This is a genomic window from Clostridium sp. KLE 1755, from assembly GCF_000466465.2.
Lineage (GTDB): Bacteria > Bacillota > Clostridia > Lachnospirales > Lachnospiraceae > Eisenbergiella > Eisenbergiella porci.
Map to the genome: position 1 here is coordinate 12,924 of NZ_KE992690.1, position 20,858 is coordinate 33,781.

The 20,858-nt window shown below is 50.8% G+C and carries 18 protein-coding genes; 7 read left to right on the forward strand and 11 right to left on the reverse strand.

The annotated features are described in order from the left end of the window. The first annotated feature begins 189 nt into the window (after positions 1–189). From HMPREF1548_RS09065 to HMPREF1548_RS09090, 6 genes are all read left to right on the forward strand, one after another. Positions 190–993, forward strand: coding sequence for an AraC family transcriptional regulator (locus HMPREF1548_RS09065; RefSeq protein WP_243003264.1), 804 nt, complete (start codon positions 190–192; stop codon positions 991–993). 488 nt (positions 994–1,481) lie between these two features. Then, the gene (locus HMPREF1548_RS09070; protein WP_021635700.1) at positions 1,482–2,675 is read left to right on the forward strand and encodes a hypothetical protein; all 1,194 of its coding nucleotides are present in this window, start codon (positions 1,482–1,484) and stop codon (positions 2,673–2,675) included. Between the two features lie 2 nt (positions 2,676–2,677). After that, positions 2,678–4,120 (forward strand): DEAD/DEAH box helicase, encoded by a 1,443-nt coding sequence (locus tag HMPREF1548_RS09075; RefSeq protein ID WP_021635701.1) that lies wholly within the window; start codon positions 2,678–2,680, stop codon positions 4,118–4,120. Next, a complete protein-coding gene (locus HMPREF1548_RS09080) occupies positions 4,113–5,441 on the forward strand; it encodes a DUF3440 domain-containing protein (protein ID WP_021635702.1) in 1,329 nt (442 codons plus the stop codon). The genes HMPREF1548_RS09075 and HMPREF1548_RS09080 overlap by 8 nt, the downstream gene beginning before the upstream one ends. Further along, positions 5,416–5,808, forward strand: coding sequence for a GNAT family N-acetyltransferase (locus HMPREF1548_RS09085; protein WP_021635703.1), 393 nt, complete (start codon positions 5,416–5,418; stop codon positions 5,806–5,808). The genes HMPREF1548_RS09080 and HMPREF1548_RS09085 overlap by 26 nt, the downstream gene beginning before the upstream one ends. Before the next feature lie 49 nt (positions 5,809–5,857). Beyond that, the gene (locus HMPREF1548_RS09090) at positions 5,858–6,505 is read left to right on the forward strand and encodes an IbrB-like domain-containing protein (protein WP_021635704.1); all 648 of its coding nucleotides are present in this window, start codon (positions 5,858–5,860) and stop codon (positions 6,503–6,505) included. 107 nt (positions 6,506–6,612) lie between these two features. On the opposite strand, the gene HMPREF1548_RS09095 is transcribed toward HMPREF1548_RS09090, so the two are convergent. The 4 genes from HMPREF1548_RS09095 to HMPREF1548_RS29920 all read right to left on the reverse strand — a co-directional run bounded on the left by HMPREF1548_RS09095 (position 6,613) and on the right by HMPREF1548_RS29920 (position 8,025). Continuing rightward, a complete protein-coding gene (locus HMPREF1548_RS09095) occupies positions 6,613–7,017 on the reverse strand; it encodes a bacteriohemerythrin (RefSeq protein ID WP_021635705.1) in 405 nt (134 codons plus the stop codon). A gap of 57 nt (positions 7,018–7,074) precedes the next feature. Further along, a complete protein-coding gene (gene rd, locus HMPREF1548_RS09100; RefSeq protein WP_025489001.1) occupies positions 7,075–7,236 on the reverse strand; it encodes a rubredoxin in 162 nt (53 codons plus the stop codon). Positions 7,237–7,345: 109 nt separating this feature from the next. Beyond that, entirely contained in the window at positions 7,346–7,705 is a 360-nt protein-coding gene (locus tag HMPREF1548_RS09105; protein WP_025489000.1) for a NifB/NifX family molybdenum-iron cluster-binding protein, read from the reverse strand. A gap of 131 nt (positions 7,706–7,836) precedes the next feature. Further along, complete coding sequence (locus tag HMPREF1548_RS29920; RefSeq protein ID WP_025488999.1) at positions 7,837–8,025, reverse strand: helix-turn-helix domain-containing protein; 189 nt, start codon at positions 8,023–8,025, stop codon at positions 7,837–7,839. 139 nt (positions 8,026–8,164) lie between these two features. On the opposite strand from HMPREF1548_RS29920, the gene HMPREF1548_RS09115 reads away from it, so the two are divergent. After that, on the forward strand, positions 8,165–8,833 hold the full coding sequence (locus HMPREF1548_RS09115) for a helix-turn-helix domain-containing protein (RefSeq protein ID WP_021635709.1): 669 nt from the start codon (positions 8,165–8,167) through the stop codon (positions 8,831–8,833). A gap of 518 nt (positions 8,834–9,351) precedes the next feature. Here the strand turns inward: HMPREF1548_RS09115 and HMPREF1548_RS09125 are convergent. The 7 genes from HMPREF1548_RS09125 to HMPREF1548_RS09155 all read right to left on the reverse strand — a co-directional run bounded on the left by HMPREF1548_RS09125 (position 9,352) and on the right by HMPREF1548_RS09155 (position 20,836). Continuing rightward, entirely contained in the window at positions 9,352–9,975 is a 624-nt protein-coding gene (locus tag HMPREF1548_RS09125; RefSeq protein ID WP_021635712.1) for a sugar O-acetyltransferase, read from the reverse strand. A 417-nt stretch (positions 9,976–10,392) separates the two neighbouring features. Continuing rightward, positions 10,393–12,942, reverse strand: coding sequence for a beta-mannosidase (locus HMPREF1548_RS09130; protein ID WP_021635715.1), 2,550 nt, complete (start codon positions 12,940–12,942; stop codon positions 10,393–10,395). Then, positions 12,939–14,804 (reverse strand): beta-N-acetylhexosaminidase, encoded by a 1,866-nt coding sequence (locus HMPREF1548_RS09135; protein ID WP_021635716.1) that lies wholly within the window; start codon positions 14,802–14,804, stop codon positions 12,939–12,941. The genes HMPREF1548_RS09130 and HMPREF1548_RS09135 overlap by 4 nt, the downstream gene beginning before the upstream one ends. A gap of 94 nt (positions 14,805–14,898) precedes the next feature. Beyond that, positions 14,899–16,380 (reverse strand): sulfatase family protein, encoded by a 1,482-nt coding sequence (locus HMPREF1548_RS09140; RefSeq protein ID WP_021635717.1) that lies wholly within the window; start codon positions 16,378–16,380, stop codon positions 14,899–14,901. Positions 16,381–16,457: 77 nt separating this feature from the next. Continuing rightward, positions 16,458–17,216 carry a response regulator transcription factor gene (locus HMPREF1548_RS09145; RefSeq protein ID WP_025488998.1) on the reverse strand — a complete coding sequence of 253 codons (759 nt, stop codon included), beginning with the start codon at positions 17,214–17,216 and terminating at the stop codon, positions 16,458–16,460. Next, on the reverse strand, positions 17,204–18,982 hold the full coding sequence (locus HMPREF1548_RS09150; protein WP_021635719.1) for a sensor histidine kinase: 1,779 nt from the start codon (positions 18,980–18,982) through the stop codon (positions 17,204–17,206). Before HMPREF1548_RS09150 ends, HMPREF1548_RS09145 begins: the two co-directional genes overlap by 13 nt. Positions 18,983–19,300: 318 nt before the next feature. After that, the gene (locus tag HMPREF1548_RS09155; RefSeq protein WP_021635721.1) at positions 19,301–20,836 is read right to left on the reverse strand and encodes an ABC transporter substrate-binding protein; all 1,536 of its coding nucleotides are present in this window, start codon (positions 20,834–20,836) and stop codon (positions 19,301–19,303) included. Positions 20,837–20,858 lie beyond the last annotated feature (22 nt).

Below are 20,858 nucleotides of genomic sequence, written 5' to 3' on the forward strand. Positions count from 1 at the left end.
GGGATCGGGAGCCGCTGGAAAACCGCCCCGCCGATCCCCGCCGCAGACAGAACGCACGGCATCGCCGCAGGCTTCAGACATTTTTATTATAGAATGGATTTTAAGAACATTTCCATATAATTTGGTTGCAAAAGCATGTACTTTTCGTTCATTTTGGAAGATTCAAAAATGAGGAAGGGAGGGTTGACCTTGGAAGGGTATTCGGAGGAAACGGTGCGGCTTGTGGGGTATGGCCGGGAGGATTGTTCGGATCTGCATTCCTGGGGGCCAGGGGTCAGGGCTTTTTATATTATTCATTATGTGATCCGGGGCGCGGGGTTTCTGGAGTGCGGAGGAAAACGGTTTCGGATTACGGCGGGGGAGAGCTTCCTTTTGTACCCTTATACGGAGCTTTTTTATTATCCGGACCCGGAGGATCCCTGGGAGTATACGTGGGTGGATTTTACGGGGAAGGAGATCGGGCGGCTATTGTCACGTACCGGATTCTCTTTCTCCTGGCCGGTTGCTCCTGTGATTGGTGCAGAGGATATTCTTCCTTTGTTTGACAGGCTTGGGCGGCTGGATTTTCTTTCCCGGGGAAAGGGGGAGGCAAACGGGCTTTTGCTGGCGATTCTTGGTGTTTACGGGGATATTTTTCCGGCGCCGCAGGTTCCCGCCCGTAAGGAGGATGATCGGCTGTCCACCGCGCTGCTGCTGATTCAGGGTAATTATCATAAGGCGGACTTTAACGTGGAGCGGCTCTGCACTGCCATGCATGTGAACCGGGTCACGCTTTACCGTCTTTTTTCCGGAAAACTGGGGGTGTCTCCCAATGGGTATATTTCCCATTACCGTCTGGAGCAGGGGAAAAAGCTTCTGGAGATGGGCTTCTCCGTGAAAAACACGGCGCTTTCCTGCGGCTTTTCCGATCCCTTTTATTTTTCCAGGGCCTTTAAGGCGTATACGGGAATGGCTCCGGCGGCCTATAAAGCGGGGCCGCCGCAAATCAGCTGAAACCAGCTGTCCCGGATATACAAGTGCGTAATCCTTCCAATATAATCTTACCATTCATTTCCGCCTGGCTGAATCACATAAAATGAACATCTGCAGGGAGCTTCCGCCGGCCGTAACCAACCGGCCGACAGAAGCTCCCTGTTTTTATTCTATTTCACAGTTGTTTTATTCCGTATATTTTTATATTTAATTTTGGCAAAACATCGGCAAAAATTTTCAATAACCGGCAAAAAAATAAACGATGGGATAACTTTTTCCAGTATTTTACAATTCAATTGACTATAATTTTCGGATGGATTACAATAGATTTACCAAAAATTGGTAGTAGAAACTCTGGTAACTATGTGCATGGAAGGGTACGGCAAACCAGTAATACAGCAAAGATTATCCGTCCGGGACAGGGAGGAAAATCCTCTGCCCTCAGGAAGCCCGCTTTTGCTTTGCAAAAGAAAGAGAATTTCGTCAACGGATAAAAGGGGGAGCTCTATATGGCATGGTATTCCGGTACTTTTTATTGTGGGCATGAAGGCTACATAAACATTATCGGGCCTCTGAAGAACAGGGAAAAAATGAGAGAGTACAAGTTTTCCGGCCTCTGCCCGGCATGCTGCAGGGAAGCGCTGCTGCAAAGCCGGAACGAGCAGAACGCCGCCGCCAGGAAGGCAGCCGCCCGCATGGAGCTGCCGCCGCTTGAGGGCAGCCGGAAGCAGGTGACCTGGGCGGAAACTCTCCGCGTGGAAGCGCTGACCCGTCTGCAGGCCTTTATCGATAACCCGCGGAATGTCGATCTGGTCGTCAGGCGTATGACCTACGAAGCGCTGACTCCCATCGAATTAAATGCCGGGGAACTTCCTGTGATATTCCAGGAAATCGTCCAATATCTCATTCATGAAAAAACAAAGGCAGCCTACTGGATTAACAACCGTTTCAATAAGGATCTGTGCAACCTGGAGCAGCTTCTTCCCGAATATCTGGAATGGAAGAAATGGTGCCGCCCTGAGGAAAGCAGCGCCGATCCCGGCTTTATTTCCAAGGATTCCATTATTGCCCCCCATGCTCCGCAGTACGCCGGCATCGTGGAAATCAGGGGGGATGACAGCGAGATCCTGGCCATTTATGAGAAAAACGACCGATTCCGGGAAATTATCCGGGATATGGATTATGAATGGAACGGAAGCTGCTGGTACCGCAGGCTGAATGCCTGCCGCGGCCGTTTTTGCGACCGTGCCGCCGAACTTGGCAATCTTCTGCTCAAAAACGGCTTCACCGTATCCATAGCGGACCGCGAAGCCCGTGAACAGGCCATTACCGGCAATTTTCTTCCTGAACATAAACGCTGGATCAGCAAAAGCAAAAAAGGCAGCTTCTTTTACATTGCCATATCGCCCAATATGCCCAGGGAAATCTCTGTGAACCTGAAAAAAATACCCACCTCCAACTTCCACTCCGGCGGCATCTTCCTGGAGCCGTCGCATTATGAGGAACTGGAGGATTTTGCGGAAATGTACGGATTCCGCTTTGATCCGGAGGCCAGGGAGCTTCTTGAGTCCTACAGATTGACTCTGGACAGCGCGCCCCGCGTATCCCCGGCGCCTCCAAAACCGACGGAAGATATCAACAACCTGCACAAAATACTGGAATCCTCCGGAGCCATTCTGGATGATCTGGCGGATAGTGACTGATTATGCATTTGACAAACAAGCTCCTGGACTACCAGGAGAATGCGGTAGAAAAATTGAAAAAGGTCAAGGTGGGCGCCCTGTTCATGGAACAGGGCACAGGCAAAACCATCACTGCGCTGGAGCTTTGCCGGCTCCGGCTGAAGGCCGGAAAGGTCACCCACATCCTGTGGCTCTGCCCCTGTTCCACCAAGCAGAACCTGAAGGATGAGCTCATCAAGCAGTCCCCCCGGGAAATGCTTGAGAAAATTACCATATGCGGCATTGAGACACTTTCCCGAAGCCTTCATGCCAACAGCTATCTCCAGCTGCTCACTGAACGGGAAGCCTGCTACCTCGTGGTGGATGAAAGCCTTCTTATTAAAAATCCCTACGCCTACAGGACACAGAACATAGACCGGCTGTCCTCACGATGCGAATACAAGCTGATTCTCAACGGCATGCCCATTTCCAAAAACCAGGCCGACCTGTATGCGCAGTTCCATGTGCTTGACTGGAGGATCCTGGGCTATAAAACCTACTGGTCCTTCGCCGCCAACCACATTGAATTTGATCCGGAAATTCCGCAGAAAATCATCCGTTGTCTGAATACGGATTATCTTGCCAGAAAAATATCCCCCTACACCGTGCAGGTTACCAAAAAGGACTGCCTCGTGCTTCCTGATAAAAGATATACCATTAACTACTTTCCGCTCACCCCGGAACAGAACGCCCATTACAACAGCGTGGCCGACACCCTGCTGTTTCACCTCAACGAAATGCATCCTGAGACAATATACCGGCTGTTTTCAGGTCTGCAGGCCGTAACAAGCGGCTTCCGTGTGAACTTCCGCAAAAGCGCAGTATCCGGCTATGAGCATATCGTAACCTCGCCCTTTTTTGCGGAGCCTACGGATAATCCCCGGCTGCAGCGCCTGCTTACCGTACTTGACAACCGGAACAAATACATCATTTTCTGCAACTATACCTATGAAATCGATGTGCTGTGTGAAATCCTTTCCAGAAAATACGGCCCGGAAAACGTGGCGCGCTTTGACGGTTCCCTTCCTATGAAAAAAAGGCTCCGTAACCTGGAGGAATTCAGGGAATCCGCCACCTTCCTCATTGCCAACCGGGACTGCGCGGGCTACAGCCTTAACCTGCAGTTCTGCCATAATATCATCTACTATTCCAACGGCTGGGATCTGGCCACCCGCCTGCAAAGCGAGGACCGTATCCACCGGATCGGCCAGGATCAGGACATCCGCATCCGGGATATCTGTGCCTATAACACCCTGGATGAAAGAATCCTCAGCTGCCTGTACAGGAAGGAAAAGCTTCTGGAAGCCTTCAGAAACGACATTAAAAACATGGAAAACAAAAATGGAATCGCGGAATGGGTATTTTACCGGCAGCCAAGCCGGAGCCTGATGGACTGCGATGATTTGGAGGAACCCCGCCATGCCTAAAATATACCGGGATAAAAACGTATATGAAGCCGCTATGGAGCGGTACGATATCATTTATAAAAATTTCGATCACATTTATTTCAGCGTTTCCGGAGGAAAAGACAGCTCCATCATGCTGCAGCTTGCCGCCGGCGCCGCCCGCCGGACCGGGAAAAAAATCTCAGTCCTCTACATTGATCTGGAGGCCCAGTACCAGGCAACCATTGACCACGTGGACGAGCTTATACGCTGTACGGCGGATGTGGTGGACGCCTGGTACTGGGTAGCCATGCCGCTATCCCTGCGAAACGCCGCTTCCGCCATCCGCCCCAAATGGATCTGCTGGGATAAGAAACAGAAGGAAAAATGGGTGCGCCCCCTTCCCGACAGGGAGGACGTGATTATGATAACGGAGGACAGCTACCCAAAAGAATGGACCTGGTTCCGAAGAGGCATGGAATTTGAAGAGTTCATCCTCTTTTTCGCCCAATGGTTCTGCACCGCCCGCAAAGGCACTGCAGCCGCCGGCATCGGCATCCGCTCCGACGAAAGCCTGAACCGGTTCCGTACCATTATCAGCTCCTCCAAGGAACGTTTCCAGGATTACCCCTGGACCACGCGGGTCAAAATCCATGACAAGCCGATTGACTGCTATAATTTTTACCCGCTCTACGACTGGTCCGCCGCCGATGACTGGACCGCCGTAGCCCGGTTTGACCTGAAATTCAACTACATCTATGAACTGATGTACAAAAACGGCGTGCCCCTCAGCGAGCAGCGGCTCTGCCAGCCCTACGGCGACGACCAGCGCAAGGGACTGGATCAGTTCCGCTCCCTGGAGCCGGAAACCTGGGAAAAAGTGCTCTACCGGGTAGAGGGCGTGAATTTCGGCAACATCTACTGCCGCACCAGCCTTCTTGGGAATATTAAATCGGAAAAGCCCGACGGCATGACCTGGGAGCAGTACGCCGTATTCCTCCTGGAAAGCCTGGGCCTCTACGCTCCTGAGGTAAGAGATCACTACTACCGTAAAATCAAAAAATTCCTGGCCTGGTGGGAAAAGGAGGCCGGCATCACCGCAGATGCCATGCCCGACGATAAATGGAATATCCAGGGCTTCCGCCAGGCTCCTTACTGGAAACGCGTTGCCCGCGCCATAGAAAAAAATGATTTCTGGATGTCAGGGCTCAGCTTCAGTGAAACCAAGGGTGATGTAAAACGCCTGTTTGAGCTGAAAAAGAAATATGCCGGCATCATCCGGCGGGATATCCAGTCCACAAATAAGCAGCTCAGGGAGGCTGCCGGGAGGATTGAAGATGAATTTGCAAAAGAGGGAGTTTAAAGAAGACTATGACAAAGCCGCCTTTTATTCTATTATGGGCGAGTTCTTTGCCGAAAAAAAATACCGGGACGAGATGCCCTATCTGGTAAATACCGAGGAAAAGGAATGGTGCCTGTTTTTCGCAAACGGTAAGCTTGCAGGCTTTTATGCGCATGAGGAAAGGGAACGGCACACGGCCATATCCGGCGTATATGTGCTTCCTGCCTTCCGTCAGTATGGCGTCGGCACCTTCATGCTGGAGGACATGCTCCGCTCCTTCCCCACCGTGCGCATGGTCACCTCCAGCCCCAGGCTCATCGCCATGCTGGACGAAAGAGGGTTTCACCGCCTTTCCCGCCGGGGCAGCTATATTACCATGGAAAACTGATCCCGGATTACCCATACATACAACAGAGGAAACAAAAGAGGAAACAAAAATGGATTTGAATCAACTAATAGATGAACTGCAGGAATACATCACCTCCATTGATGATTTTTCCGAAAAGGTGGAAGCGATCAACAAAATCAGGAAGGGAATCTCCCAGGTCAGCCCTTTTCAGGAAGAGCCTACCGACTGCGTGCTCTGGGTCAGGCAGGAAAATGTGCAGGCCAACGAATACAACCCCAACCACGTGGCTTCTCCCGAAATGACCCTTCTGCACACAAGCATCCGGGAGGACGGCTACACCATGCCCATCGTAACCTATGACATGAGAAACGGAAGCCGTGAAATCGTGGACGGCTTCCACCGCAACCGGGTGGCCCGGGAATATCCCGACATCCAGCAGCGCGTCCACGGCTACCTTCCCGTCACCACCCTGAACAAGCCCCTCGACCAGCGTATCGCAGCCACCATCCGACATAACCGCGCCCGCGGGACCCATGGCATCCGCCCCATGAGCGCGATTGTCATGGATCTCACCCGCTCCGGCTGGACCGACGAAAGAATCTGCCAGGAGCTGGGCATGGATTTGGATGAGGTCATCCGTTTAAAACAGATCACCGGCCTGAAGGAGGCCTTCATGAACCATGAATTCAGCAGATCCTGGGATGAATTTGAAAAGAAATATTATCCAAAGGAGTAGCCTGTATTCTCCAAAGAAGCACAGCACGACAAAAAGGCGGCATCCGTGAAATGTAATTCACCGGATACCGCCTCTTTACCACGGCGCTGACGCCGCATCTTATTCTCTTATTTTTCTTTAATGAACTGGGCCACCTGCTTATCCCATACACAGATATGATTCAGCAGCCATTCCACAATGTTCTTCTTTACAGCCTCTACAAAAGCTTCGCTGGGGCCTTCCTCCTCGTCCAGCATATCCTTCAGCTCGTTCACGGCCTTTACAAAGGAAGCATGCTGTACCTTATGCGCATCCAGCAGCGGATACTCGTTGTCTGCCTGAAGCTTTTCCTCATCTGCAAAATGAACATTGGTATAATCCATCAAAAATCCCAAAGTCTGAACAGCAACCAGCTTCTCCGTTCCAACCCTGCAATCTTCGGTCAGCTTGTTGACCCTTGCAATCAGTTCCTGGTGCTGGCTGTCAATCAGGTCATTTCCCGTTCTCAGCGTATCATTAAAAACAATTGCCATATCCTTACCTCCCAAATTCTCCGGGCAATACGTTCCCCTCTCCCGGCCTCCTCCAGATTACTCGGTTACGGAAAACTGATCCTTGCCGACACTGCACAGCGGGCATAACCAATCCTCGGGAAGATCTTCAAAAGCTGTACCGGGATTGATTCCATTGTCCGGATCTCCAAGTTCAGGATCATAGATATATCCACATACATCACAAACATACTTTTTCATTTTAATCACCTGTTCCTTTCTTAGTTATAATATTTTAACCACAATATAAATTATTATAACAAAAAGAAGGTTATATTACAATCTGTCCGTTTCAAACGCAGCAATTTTTTTAAATCAGCTCATCCTGGATACAGGCAGTATTTATGTTCTCTTCTAACGCCCCGTCATTACGGAGCTTCTTCAAATAATCCAACGCGGCAGTGCGTGTATCGCCTATAACTCCTGCCTGTGTGGCAATTCCTTTTTCCCGGCAAAGCTCTTCCGTCCGGCCGCCCATCCCACCGCAGATGACTGCATTCACCTTCTGCTTTTCAAGAAATTCCGGCAGCATGGCAGGACGCAGGCCGGGATTCGGGATATCCGTTTCCTTCATTATCTTTCCGCCGTAAACCATATAAATATGAAAGCTTTCGCACAGCGCAAAATGCCTGGCTACATGGCTGCCGGTACTTGCTACAGCTATTTTCATCCTCATACCTCCTGCATATCGCAGTCTTGCCTGTGATACTGTATCAATCAGTAATTTGAAAGTTCCTTCCAAGCCTGCGTCTGCCGTTCTTGCATCCGCTTCTTATGTGACAATGGGTATCAGAGTTGTCCTTAAGCCAGCTCATCCAGCGTGCATTCCAGAATTTCCGCAATCTGTTTTCCAAGCTGTATTGACGCTGTCTTCGTTCCTCTCTCAATCTGGGATAAATAAGACTGCCCTACCCCAATTGCTCCGGCAAGCTCGGCCTGGCTGAGTCCCTTTGCCACCCGCCTTTTCTTGATATTTTCACCTACAGACATAATTTTCCCTTCTTTCCCCTTTATTACTGTGGTAATATATTTATATATTACCACGATAATAGTATATCCCACAATTGGTGGATTGTAAATATTTGGTATTACATTTGTTGGATAAATAAAACTATTAAAGGAGCATCTCATGTACGAACCCGCCAATGTCGCCGAACGAATTAATAAACTTTTGAAAGAAAAAAATCTGCAGCAGAAAGACATGCTTATGGAATCAGGGCTGAACAAAAACACTATATCCTCCATGCTTTCCCGAGGTTCCATGGTTAAAGCAGACACACTTGCAAAAATAGCCGATTTCCTATCCTGTTCTGTTGATTATCTTTTGGGTCGTACAGAAAATCCGGAAATTTACCGTTACGAAAAAACGTCTCAAAACGGGGAAAAAGCGCCATGTAACATTCCTGTCGTCAGTTCCGTTAAAAATTTCCCGATTTTCCATGAAGAAGCTGCCATACCTGATTTCCATATCGTATACAACAGATCAGTAGCCTATACGCTGTATGCTGATGACGACAGTATGGAACCGGTTATCCGTATGCACGAATTAATTGATATCATCCCCTTTACAGAGCTGGTTTCTGAGGAAATCGGTATTTTTTTGGTACAGGAGGAGACGGTATGCAGGAAAATAAAGCTTTTTGCCGATAAAGTAGAACTTTATCCATTCAATTCCGAATATCCGACGCTGCATATTTCAAGGTTTTCTCCTGACCGCATTCAGGTCCTGGGCAAGGTTGCCCTGAATGCCTCACAATATGCGCGAATGAAATCCATTTCCTCATCCGTCCTGAAATGATCCAAAATTATTTCGTTTTACTTCACAATTTCTTCAATTGTTTAACACAAAAAGGTCACAATTATAGGGTATCCTATAACCATGGAAAGCCAATAACGCTTTTTCAATATAGATACTCTTTTTCATAACTCAAGCCAGTACCAGCAGGGTACTGGCTTCCTCCCTTTTTATGGGGTATTTTTCATACCTGCGGTTCCCTTCCTTCATTATTCTTTCTACCAAAGTACACAGCCCCGGCAAAAAGAAAAAAAAGCAAAAAAGCCCGCGGCCAGTGCGCCGCAAATCCTTTTTTGCCCTTTTTTATCCTTTTTTACCCATTTTTTCTGAACATTTTTTCTTGAAGCAAATCGCATTGATTTGCATTGAGCCGTCTCTGCCCTTTGGCCGCTCCTACGCTTTTCCTGATTTCTCCGCTTTTCCTGATTCCGCCGCTTCCAGTCCCCTGCCTGTTTCATCGTTTGCCCAGGTATTACAACCGGTGATTCGCCTGGCAAAGGCCTGCCTGAGGTGCCTGCCTGTTACAGCGGCTCCGGTATGGAACCGTTACGGGCCTCTTCATTTATTTTGCGGATTACCCGGCAGGGATTCCCCACCGCCAGGGAATTGGGAGGAATGTCCTTGGTTACCACGCTTCCGCCGCCTATGACGCAGCCGTCCCCAATGGTTACGCCAGGAAGGACGATCACTCCGCCGCCCAGCCAGCAGCCGTTCCCGATTTTAATCGGACGCGCATAGGTACGGCAGAAATATTCCCCGCTTTCCGGATTCCAGTCCGGCGTAAGCCGCTGGGATAATTCCACGGGATGTGTCGCCGTATACAGCTGCACATTCGATGCAATGAGCACATTGCTGCCGATATCGATCCTGTTGCAGTCCACAAAGGTGCAGTTCATATTAACGGAAACATTGCTGCCCATATAAATATTCCTTCCATAATCACAGATAAACGGCACGCCTACAGATACGTTGGTACCCATGCTGCCGAACAGCTTTCTCAGAATTTCCGTCTTTTCCTTTTTCTGCTCGTAAGCCAGGGCATGGTACTGTGCCAGCAGCCGTCTGGCTGTGCCCTTGAATTCCAAAAAGACTTCATCATGACAGTCATAATACTCTCCGGCCATACATTTTTCCAATTCGTCCATAAGCCACCTCTTTCTAAGCGCTGTTTATATTCTAATATCGTAACAGCGGCTGTAAATAGTGTCAATAATTTATGTACACTTATATTTTTGTCCTGAATGTTATCGTTTTTCCTCCCCGTCTGCTGCTGTGTGCCGAAAGCGGCAAATGCCATTCCTGAATTCAGGCAGCGAATCCTGGAGGGCAAAACAATAATTCCTGTTTCTATGCTGCGCCACCATACCCTGGTCGATGGAATGCATATTGCCCGATTTTATAAATCATTGGACGAACAACTCACCGCCATCGTCCGGCCATAACAGGAGCTGTGCTCTCTGCGGCTCGGTAAAACAGGGAAAGAGCGGGTGCATTGCCGCATCCGTCCTTTCCCTTCCCCCGGAGCATAATTGAAAATTGACCCCGGGCATCAGTTCTCATTTTTACCTGATATCATATACACTTCTCAGCCGGATACCCTCCGTATTTCCTTCCAGAATCTTCACGGTCTTCGTTCCCGCATTCATGTCAAAGAAGTTATCCGAAAGCACCAGATTATCCTCTTCATTGCGGATTTCCACGCTCTTCGCATACGCCTGTGCCGTAATGGTGATTTCATCCCCTGTTATCTCACAGGACAGTTGCGGATTCTCATAGCAAAAATACTTGGGATATGAGAAATTAACCGTGCCGTCGGAAACGATCTGTCCGTCCATTTCCATCTCATAGCTCACGTAATTGGTGCGAAGCTCCGCTTGCGGATAAAGCACCTTATCCAGCCAAACGCTTGTAAGGGCAGGCACAGAAAGGTTTTCTTCGCCTCCCTCAAGGATTTCGGCTTTGGGATTACGCAAAGCCCACCTTACCGTGACCTGCGCCTCCTGCATCGTCTCGTTGGCCACGTTCAGGCGGATGGATTTCTCAAACTCAAAATGCTCCCGGTTCATGTTGGCTTCGGCGCTCATCATGCCCTGTTCCTCACAGGAAAGGAGGACGGGGGCGAAAAAGCGTCTGGCATAATAATGCAGCGCCTTCAGCCTGCCCGTATAGTCCACGCTGGACCAGGACACCACCGGCCAGCAATCGTTGAGCTGCCAGTAAATAGCGCCCATACAGCGGCCCCGGTTGCGGCGGAAATGCTCCACGCCGTAACGGATGGCATCTGCCTGGAGAAGCTGTGATGCATAAATAAAGGTGTCGAAATCCGAAGGATATTTATAGGTCTGCTGCATATAGCCCATGATTTTACCGTTGGCGCCATACTGCCGCTGGTGTTTTTCACAGATGTAGGAAAAAGCGTTGTAATCCTCAGGATCGTCCGTGAAGGTTTCGATGGTTTTCAGGGACGGGAACGCCTGGAAGCCAAACTCCGAGGCATAACGGAAGAAATATTTCCGGTACTCGGAAAACGGCCGGTTGCCGTGCCATACCGCCCAGTAATGCACATCCCCTCTGTTCGGATCGTTGGGCTCGTCCAGGCAGCCGCCGGAGGAAGGGCTGGCGGGCCAGTAAAAGGCCTGGGGATCATAGGTATGGACAATCTCCGGAATAATGCGCTCAAACATGAGGAAGTAGTCACGCACCTCGCTGGCCTTGGTCAGCCAGCTGTTTTTCTCAAACACGAACTGCTCCATTTCATTGTTTCCGCACCACAGCCCCAGGGAGGCATGATGGCGGATCCTTTTTACGTTTTCAATAAATTCCTGACGGATGTTGGCTTCAAAGGCGGGCGTCAGCTCATAAACGGCGCAGGCGAACATGAAATCCTGCCAGACCATCAGCCCCATTTCATCGCAGAGGTCGTAGAACCAGTCGCTGGGATAATAGCCGCCTCCCCATACGCGGATGGCGTTATAGTTGGCAAATCGGGCTTTTTTAAGCAGCTTCGCGGTGGTCTCCGGCGTCACCCTGCCTAACAGGTTATCCTCCGGGATATAGTCGCCTCCCATGGCAAACACCGCCACGCCGTTCACCTCATGGGCAAAGCACTCGCCCCATTCGTCCTTCCTTCTGCGCATGGCCATGGTACGCAGGCCGATGCGTTTTTCCCAGCTGTCGATTTCCCGGCCGTCGGAATACAGGATCACCTTTACGGTATACAGATCCTGCGCGCCGTAGCCGTTCGGCCACCACAGACGCGGATTTTCAATCCGGATTTCGGAGGGCGAATTTTCGATAACGCGTTTTGTCCCGTCAGGCGCCGTGATTTCCACCGTATAGCTCATATGCTGGCCGCAGCCACAAAAATACCGGCCCCCGGTCACATCCATCAGCTTCGGCACCCCGTCGGTGATGCCCGCAGTTTCCTCTGTCACCTGAAGCTTCAAGACCACCCCGCTGACGGAGCGGTTGCCAAGCGCCGCAATGGCGGCATCGCTGTCCGCCTCCGGCACGCGCTCATGCTCCTGCAGGATCAGTACATTGTCAATTCTTCCCCTGTCTATGCCAAGCAGGGTGACAGGCCGGAAGATTCCCGCATCCGGCAGATGTGCGCCCCAGTCCCATCCGGACATATAATGCGCCTTCCTGATATGGACAAATCCCTCCAGCGTATCGTCATTTCCCAGGGTACGACATTCCTGGAAGGCCTGGCGGATGAATTTTGTGGGGGAATGCAGGACCACCTTCAGCTCATTGTCTGCGGGCCTGACTTTTCCCTTCACATCATATTCCCAGATACGGTGCATGCTGTACGCATTCCCCAGGTGTTCCCCGTTCAGGTATACATCAGCAATCGTGTCCAGGCCGTCAAAATGCAGAAGCGCCCGGTCTGACTCCCGGATTTCCTCCGGGCAGTCAAACTGTGTGACATACTCATAATCATATTCCATCAGGGAAAGGGCCTTGTCCTCATTGTCCTTCCAGAACGGATCCTCCATCCTGCCGTTTGCCAGCAGGTCCCCATATACGCTTCCAGGCACGGAGGCAGGCAGCCATTCCTGTTCTCCCGCACGGCGCATAGTCCAGCCTGTATGTAATGTCTGTTCTATCATCCCAGATTCTCCTTTCCGCGCAGATAATCCGCGTACCAGACGATAATCTCCTGAATGCGGGACAGCTCGGATTCCCGGCTTACGCTGCGGTAGATCTCCTTATAATGATACAGCCAGTTTTCCAGCTCCTCCGCCAGCTTCCATGCATCGGGAAGGCTGCCATAGTTTTTGCCATAAGCCCTGGACGCTACCACCCTGCCCAGCTCATTGAACAGCCGGATGGCGTCCATGGCAGTCAGATAGGGCTTCACCAGCCCTTTGGTACGGCTGTCCATGCGGGCAATGCTTTCATAGACCGCCCCCTTGATTTCCTCCAGGTTCCGGTTCTTTTCCTCCGCATTGTCAAGCAGATCCAGCTGCTGCGCAATATAGGCTTTGTGATCCTCTGCAAATTCAGCCACACCCAGCTCCCGGAAACGGATTGCCGTCTCCCAGCCAAAAGCGCTCTGGTTGGCGGCTGACGCGATAATGCCCACGAATTTTTCTTCCCGGTCACGGAATTCCAGCAGGGAAATCTGACGGTTGATCTGCTCGAATTCAGGGATCTGTGTATTCCAGGAAAAAGCCGCGCCGTATATCATGCCCACAATGCCGAATTCCGGATGGTTCACATGCAGGAAATCGCCCCAGTCCGTATTCAGCAAGCCGATGGAATGGTATTTTACGGCATAGGTGCACATCCGCTTAATATTTTCATAGGAATTTTCAATCAGATAAACAAACTGGTTCCAGCCGCAGGCGCCCGGACAGGAATACTGCACCGCTCCCGCATCAGCCAGCCATTTCGTTTCCTCCTCACGCTGATACTTTGCATAGCCCCAGTTCAGGCACACGGTTTCTTCGGGAAGCTCCTTTATCATCTCAGGAAAACCGCAGATGACATCGCCCCAGAACATGGGACGCCTGCCGTTCTCCACCAGGAATTCGCAGAGCGCCTTTACGAAATCAATGTAGATCCGATCCACTCCCTTTTCCCGGGCCGCTTCCCTGCTCTTTCCTTTTCCCAGATCAAAGGTTTCGTCCGCACATATGTTAAACTGCTTTGAAGTAAAAAGAGGCATGAACTCCGCGATTTTGCCCTTGATAAATTCCAGGCTTTCCGGATCCGTCACATTAATGGTGTGATGGTGCATCCTTCCCCGCAGGGAAAAAGGCATTTTCTCCGAATCCTCCAGCTCGCACAGATGGGAGTAGCCCTGGGAGCTGAGCACCTTGTAGAGATGGCCGAAGCAGGACAGGGAAGGCACCAGCTCTATCCCCCTCTCGGCGCAGTACCGATCCAGCTCCAGTATTTCAGCTGCGGTCAGCGGCGTATCATCCCGCCAGATTTCACTGAAATCACGGAACAGGAAGGTGTGCTCAATATACAGCTGAAGCTGGTTCATTTTATAATACGCCATTTTATCGGCCATTTTTTTCAGGAAGGACAGCTTTGGCACCCGTCCTCTGGTAATGTCATGGTAAAACCCTCTGTTGGGGATGTCCGGCTCGTCCTCAATGGTGACGGCAGGAAGCACGGCCCCGCACTGCGCAGCCATCTGCAGCAGGGTCTGGCAGCCATACCATACGCCGGCCTCCCCGCCTGTAATACGCACATTTTTTTCATCCACAATGAGCCGGTAGCTTTGAGGCGCCATCTCCTCCGACTGCGACAGAATCACATCGCCCGGACGGCCCGTCCCCCTGGTCAGCGCAGGGGCAAAGCCCAGCTCCTCCTTCAGCGCCTCCACAGCCAGCTTTGCCTGGGCGGTCAGCTTTTCGCCGCAGGACGGCTCCAGCACCACATAGCTTCCATAGGACAGCGTAAAATGGCTGCCCGATTCTCCATATTCGATGTTTTTGGGTTGCGGTATCAGATACATGTTCCCTCTCCTTTTGCTCGTATGATTTTTGTATTGTTTTCGGAAAGCTTTGTAAACGCGGCCAAACCGAAGGGTCACAGCTCCTTATATTTTGTTACTGTTCACCCCGTGACCAGTAACTATATTTTTCCTTCAGCAAAGGAATGCCGTATTCCCTCGGCGTGCCTGCCAGACGGTCCAGATAAGCCTCCAGATGGCCCCGGCAGTGCTCCGGCCCTCCCTCGCGCATGACGGTCCACATGGGGTCCGCATCATAGGCTGAGGTTTTCATCATTTCATCATTCCAGTCCAGTATCATCCTGGCCCCGCGGGCACACAGCTCAGGACGCTCCTCTGCCAGGTTGTGCTGCTCATGGGGATCCGCCTCAAGATCAAAGAGCATTTCATCCGGAAGCAGATGATAACCGCCGTGCACCGTACGGATATAAATATAGTTGTCAAAGCGCACGCTTCTCTGGCACACATGGGCGCACTGGGTCAGCACCTCACAGGGCCTGGAGCAGTCCTTCCCCTCCCGCAGCGCGGCCGCAAAGGAAACGCCGTCATAACGGTAATTTCCAAAGGTCTGTGTCCCCAGAAGCTCCTGTACGGTAGGCAGCAGATCCACATTATCATGGAAGCCCGTCACCCGTTTTCCGCCCTCCACGCCGGGCCAGCGGATGATCATGGGAATCCGGCATACCGGCTCGTCCGCCATGCCATGTTCTCCGTATACGCCGAACTCGCCCAGATCCTCTCCGTGATCCGCCGTGATAATGATTGCCAGGTTTTCATCATAAAGCCCATGGGACTTCAGAAAATCCAGAACCATTCCGATATTGTCGTCCGTATAGCGAACCCCGTCGTCATACAGATCAATCAGATGCTTCGCCGCCTCCCTGTCCTCCAGCCTGCCCGGATGCTTGGGCCACTGAGGGAAGGTATCGTCATTCCACATATTGATTTCATTGGCGCAGTGAGGCCCGATATGAAGCAGGTGCTCCCTGAAAACATCATCGGTAATCCAGTCGTCCGGCAGCGGCGTCCCCTGGAAATGGCTCTCATAATCCGCAGGCGTGCGGTAAGGAGTATGGGGATCCCAGTAATGCACATGCAGCATCCAGTTATCCTCCTCTCCATTTCTTTCCAGCCAGTCCAGCACATGGGGCGTCACCATTTCCGCGGATTCCCCTCCCCGGTTCCCCACATTGAAGCATTCATGAAAGCCGGCGTTGAACCACCAGGCCGAATGGCGCTCCGCAAAGGTGGAAAAGGACACCGTATGAAAGCCTGCCCGCCGAAACTGCATGAACAGCCCGTTCTCCGACATCAGATCCGTAAAGCCCCTGCTTTCCCCCTGCAGACGCATATCCGCCGCTGTGCCGCCGTGTCCCACGATTCCGTTATGGATGCCGTACTGCCCGGAAATCAGCGATGCCCGGGAAGGCAGGCAGGGCGCGTTGGGACAATAATAGCGGTCAAAGCAGACGCCCTCCTCCGCCACGCTGTCCATCACCGGCGTGGTATCCCTGCCGTACCCGTAACAGCCCATATGATCCGCCCTCAGGGTATCAATATCAAACATTATTACTCTCATTGCATTTTCTCCCTTTTCTCATTGTGTCTTCACATAATCAGGTTAATTTCCAGCTGTTTGTCCCTTCACAGTCCGGCCTACCGTTTCGCCCGCATATCCGAGGGCGTGGTATTATAATAGCTGTGAAAATGCTGGTAAAAATAATTCATATTGGAATAACCCACATCCGCCGCGATTACCGCGATTTTTTCATCGGAATTCAGGATTCTTTCCTTCGCCACATAGAGGCGGTAGCACATGAGATATTCCGAAAATTTCATCCCCGTTTCCTTAATGAAAATCTGCCCCAGATACGTGGAATTCATCTTGAATTTGTCAGCAATGCTTTTCAGTGAAATGCGGCCGCCATATTCAACCCTCACCATCATGACAATTTTATGGATCAGCGGCGACATGGCGCCATAGTCCATATTCAGCACCGGATCACAGTTCTTTTTTTCATCCTCTTCCGGAAGCGTTCCGTGAAGCCTCTCCACGATTATTTTTTTCACAACCTCAAGAAGCTTCTTTTTTTCCACCGGCTTGAGCAGGTAGTCCAGCGCGCCGCAGCGGATGGCCTCGCAGGCATAGCTGAATTCATCATAGCCGCTCATCATCACATAATTGGAATGCACCCCCAGGTTATTCAGGCAGTTGATCACCTCATATCCCTTATCGTTTCCGATACACACATCCATCAGGCAGATATCCGGCCTCCAGTCAAGGATGTGCGACATCACCTCCATGGAACTCCGGGCCGTCTCAATCCTGCCGAAGCCCAGGCTTTTCCAGTCCAGAAGACGCTTGATGCCTTCCAGAATATTCGGTTCATCATCCACAATCACTAATGTATACAACAGTTCCCCTCCTTTCCTGCCTGTGTCGGAATAAAGACGGAAATACGCGCCCCTCCCTCCGGGTTATTCCCGATTTCCATAGTAAAATTCTCTCCATAAAAATATTTCAGCCTCATATATACGTTCCGAAGCCCGATATCCGCATCCGGATCATCGCTTCCCTCATACATATTTTTCCTTGTGGCCTCCAGCCGTTCCGGGGCAATTCCCAGGCCGTTGTCCGCCATCAGCACCCTGACACCCCCGCCCTCAGGCTTTATCTCCAGGATCAGCAGATTGAATTCCGAGTCCCTGTCAAAGCCGTGGGTAAAAAAATTCTCCGCCAGGGGCTGCAGCCAGAAGCTCAGCGTACGTACCTCTTCCGCCTCCTTTTCCACCTCCAGCTGGTAAACGAAATTCCCCGCAAACCGAAGTGACATAATCCGCAGATACATCTCCAGCAGCTCCACTTCCTCCTTCATGCTGATCACATCCGGACAGTGGACTATCATACGGTAAAGCGTCCCCAGCTGGGTAATCGCCTCCGCAGTCTCCTCATCCCCCCACATCAGCGCCTTGGAGCGTATGCTTTCCAGCGTATTATACAAAAAATGCGGGTTGATCTGATGCTTCAGGGCGCGCATGGCCGCCTCCTGCTGCTTCAGCTTCAGTATGTATTCCGTCCGGATATAGCCCTCCAGCTTCTGGCTCACATCCTTAAGGGCAATCGCGATCCTTCCGTATTCATTTTTATTCTCCTCATGGATATCCAGATTCTTCGCCACAGAAAAATCACCATTTTCCATAGCCCCCAGCATCTGCATGATATTGGAAAGGAACCGGGCGTCATTGCGTATTCCCACAAAAGAAACCAACAACGCTCCCCCCGCCAGGATAATGAGGACAAGGCTTGTTGCAATCAGGGCCCTTCTGTTCAAATCCCAGATCGTATTACTGTTAATCACTGAAATATATGAAAAATCATACTGGCTGGAAGGAAACACCGTATAAAAAATACGCTCATATCTGTTCCCATAGAACCAGCCCTGGCTTTCCTCCATATTCGCCGCAGCCCTGAGCCACTTCATCTCCTTTTCCTGCCTATAATCCGCATGAAGTACCTTGTCCCCCTGCATGACAGCCCAGGCCCCTGAAAGGCCCACTCCCCGAAGCAGCTCGTCCCGATCCACCCAGAAGGTAATAGAACCCAGCTGCCTGCTGATGGAATCCGGATCCCGTATTTCAAAAGAAGACAGCATCATATTGCCGAATCCCGGAATTTTCATTGCTTCCTCTTCCGATTTCAGGCCAAAGGTAACATGGATATCCCCGGAAACCCGATCCAGCCATACCGCCTTAGTCCCCTCCCCGGAAACAAAGGTAACGCCTCTCACCTGAATCCTTCTGTTAACAAACAGCTTCTTCATATCCCCCGGCATATAGGCTATCTGCGCGGAAGAGGACTTACTGTTCCCCAGCCTCTTATGCACATATCCGGCCTCCGTCTCCGCCGTAAACAAAGCCCTCGCATCCTGCATCATCTTCCGGCTGGCATAGCAGCTCTCAATATATTCATTGAGCTGATCCTTCACCGTGCCGATTTTCTTCTCAACCACGGAAAAGGCATCCTGCGCCTCCTGCCTCTGCTGCGCCGCCCAAATCGTGGTAAAAAAAACCGAAACGCCCAGGAAACACAACATGCACAATACCAGAATCGCCGCCGCATTCCCCAGAAACTTCCGCCTGTATACCTTTATCTTCAAAAAAGAAATACTATGCTTCCTCATCCCGGCTCCCTTTTCTTCCTGCTTTCCCCGTATGCAACTTTCCGCTTACAGTTCTTTTCTTTACCGCCACTACCATTATACTGTCAAAAACTTCCGCCCACAAGAAAAGGTTATACTTTCAAATGTTTTGTCAAAATTCCCCTGACAATCCCCCAATTTCCAAGCGCCAATACCACATTCTGCCCAACATCAGTGAAAATCCAATCTCTCCTCTGCAGGTTGGACAGAAACAAACCTCCCCGCCGTGAACGTTGGGAGTCCGAACTTCACGCCGGGGAGGCTTGTTTCTAAAGATCACCGCAAGTGCACGATTTCACTTTATTTAAAGAACTCATTAATCTGCTTCTGTGCTTCTCCGATAATCGTATCCAGACCGGAATTCTTTAATTCTTCCAGACATTTCGGAACGGTCGTTTCCGGATCAGACGCACCTGTCAGCATATCATATTTATATTTATCCCAAACTGCCTGGCAGTTTGCAACTTCATTCTGGATGTTTGTGATATCCAGTGCAAAACCAAGACATACGGAGGAAGATGCTTCCTCGTTCTGTTTCCTTACCTGCTCCCACTGCTGAGGATCCGCATCCTCTGTAATGGACATATTGAAGAAGGTGCCCTGTGTGTATGCAGCCAGCGGCCAGTCGTCCCTGAGCTTCTTAATCACGCCGTCGCTCACATATTCGAAGGTATTGCCTTCCACGCCGTAAGCCAGCATATCACGGAATTTGGAATCGCTGTTAACCAGTTCAAGAACCTTCAGACATTCTTCTTTGTATTTGGAGTTAACGGAAATAGCGTTCATGGAACCCTGGATGGTTTCTGTGGAATACATAGGTCCGAAAACCTTGAATACATCGTATTTCTCAACGCCGTTCAGCGTCTGCCAGGTAGCTGCCGCGCTCGGCCAGCCCTGTGCGGAGGAGAAAGGAAGCTTCTTGGGGATTTCCGTCAGGACGTTTGCATCGGGATTCACGATTCCGTCCATATACCACTGATGCAGCAGCTTCAGGTTATCCATGATATCCTGCTGTTCCAGCGTGCAGACTACGGTACGGGACTCATCATCGATTTTTACGCCTATAGGCTGAAGGCCTGCGGTAAGTCCGTCATATTCATTGAAAAATCCGTTGAACGGGCTGCCCTGCGCCATCTGCAGAGGATAGAAGCTCTTTCCTTCGCCTTCCTTCATCGCACGGAAGGGAGCATCCAGATCCTTCATGGTCTTGATGGATTCCAGGTCAATATTATATTTCTGTACATACTGGTCATCGAAATACCAGAACTGGGTAATGGAGGAATCCTTGTAGCTGGGCACTCCGTATACATTTCCGCCGATTGTAACGCCGTTCCACAGCTCTTCCGGGATAAAGCTGTAAAGATCCGGGGTTGTGGTCTGCACCATATCAGTCAGGTTCTCAAATGCGCCCAGGTTGATAAACTTACTGTAGTTGGTGTTGTTGGTAAACATCATGTCGAAATACTCGCCGGAATTGACAATGGTATTCATCTTCTGATCGTAATCGCCCCAGCCTGCCACCTTGATATCAATTTTAACACCCAGCTTTTCCACCAGGTAATCATTGATATTTGCCAGACAGTCCGTATAGTCGCTGGGAGTGGTGCCGCCCACCGTCCACCAGATCAGGGTGGGGATATCGCCGCTTGCTTTATCTGTGGAAGCGCTTGTATCTGCAGTGCTCTCTGCCGCAGGTGTAGACTCAGCCCCGCCTGCTTCCCCCGTTGCCGCACCGGCGCCGGATTCTGTTTTGGAACCGCAGCCTGCCAGCATACCAACACTGAGTATACAGGAAAGACCGATAGCCAATAGTTTCTGAACCGTGTTCTTTTTCATAGTAACCTCCTTAAAGTTTGAT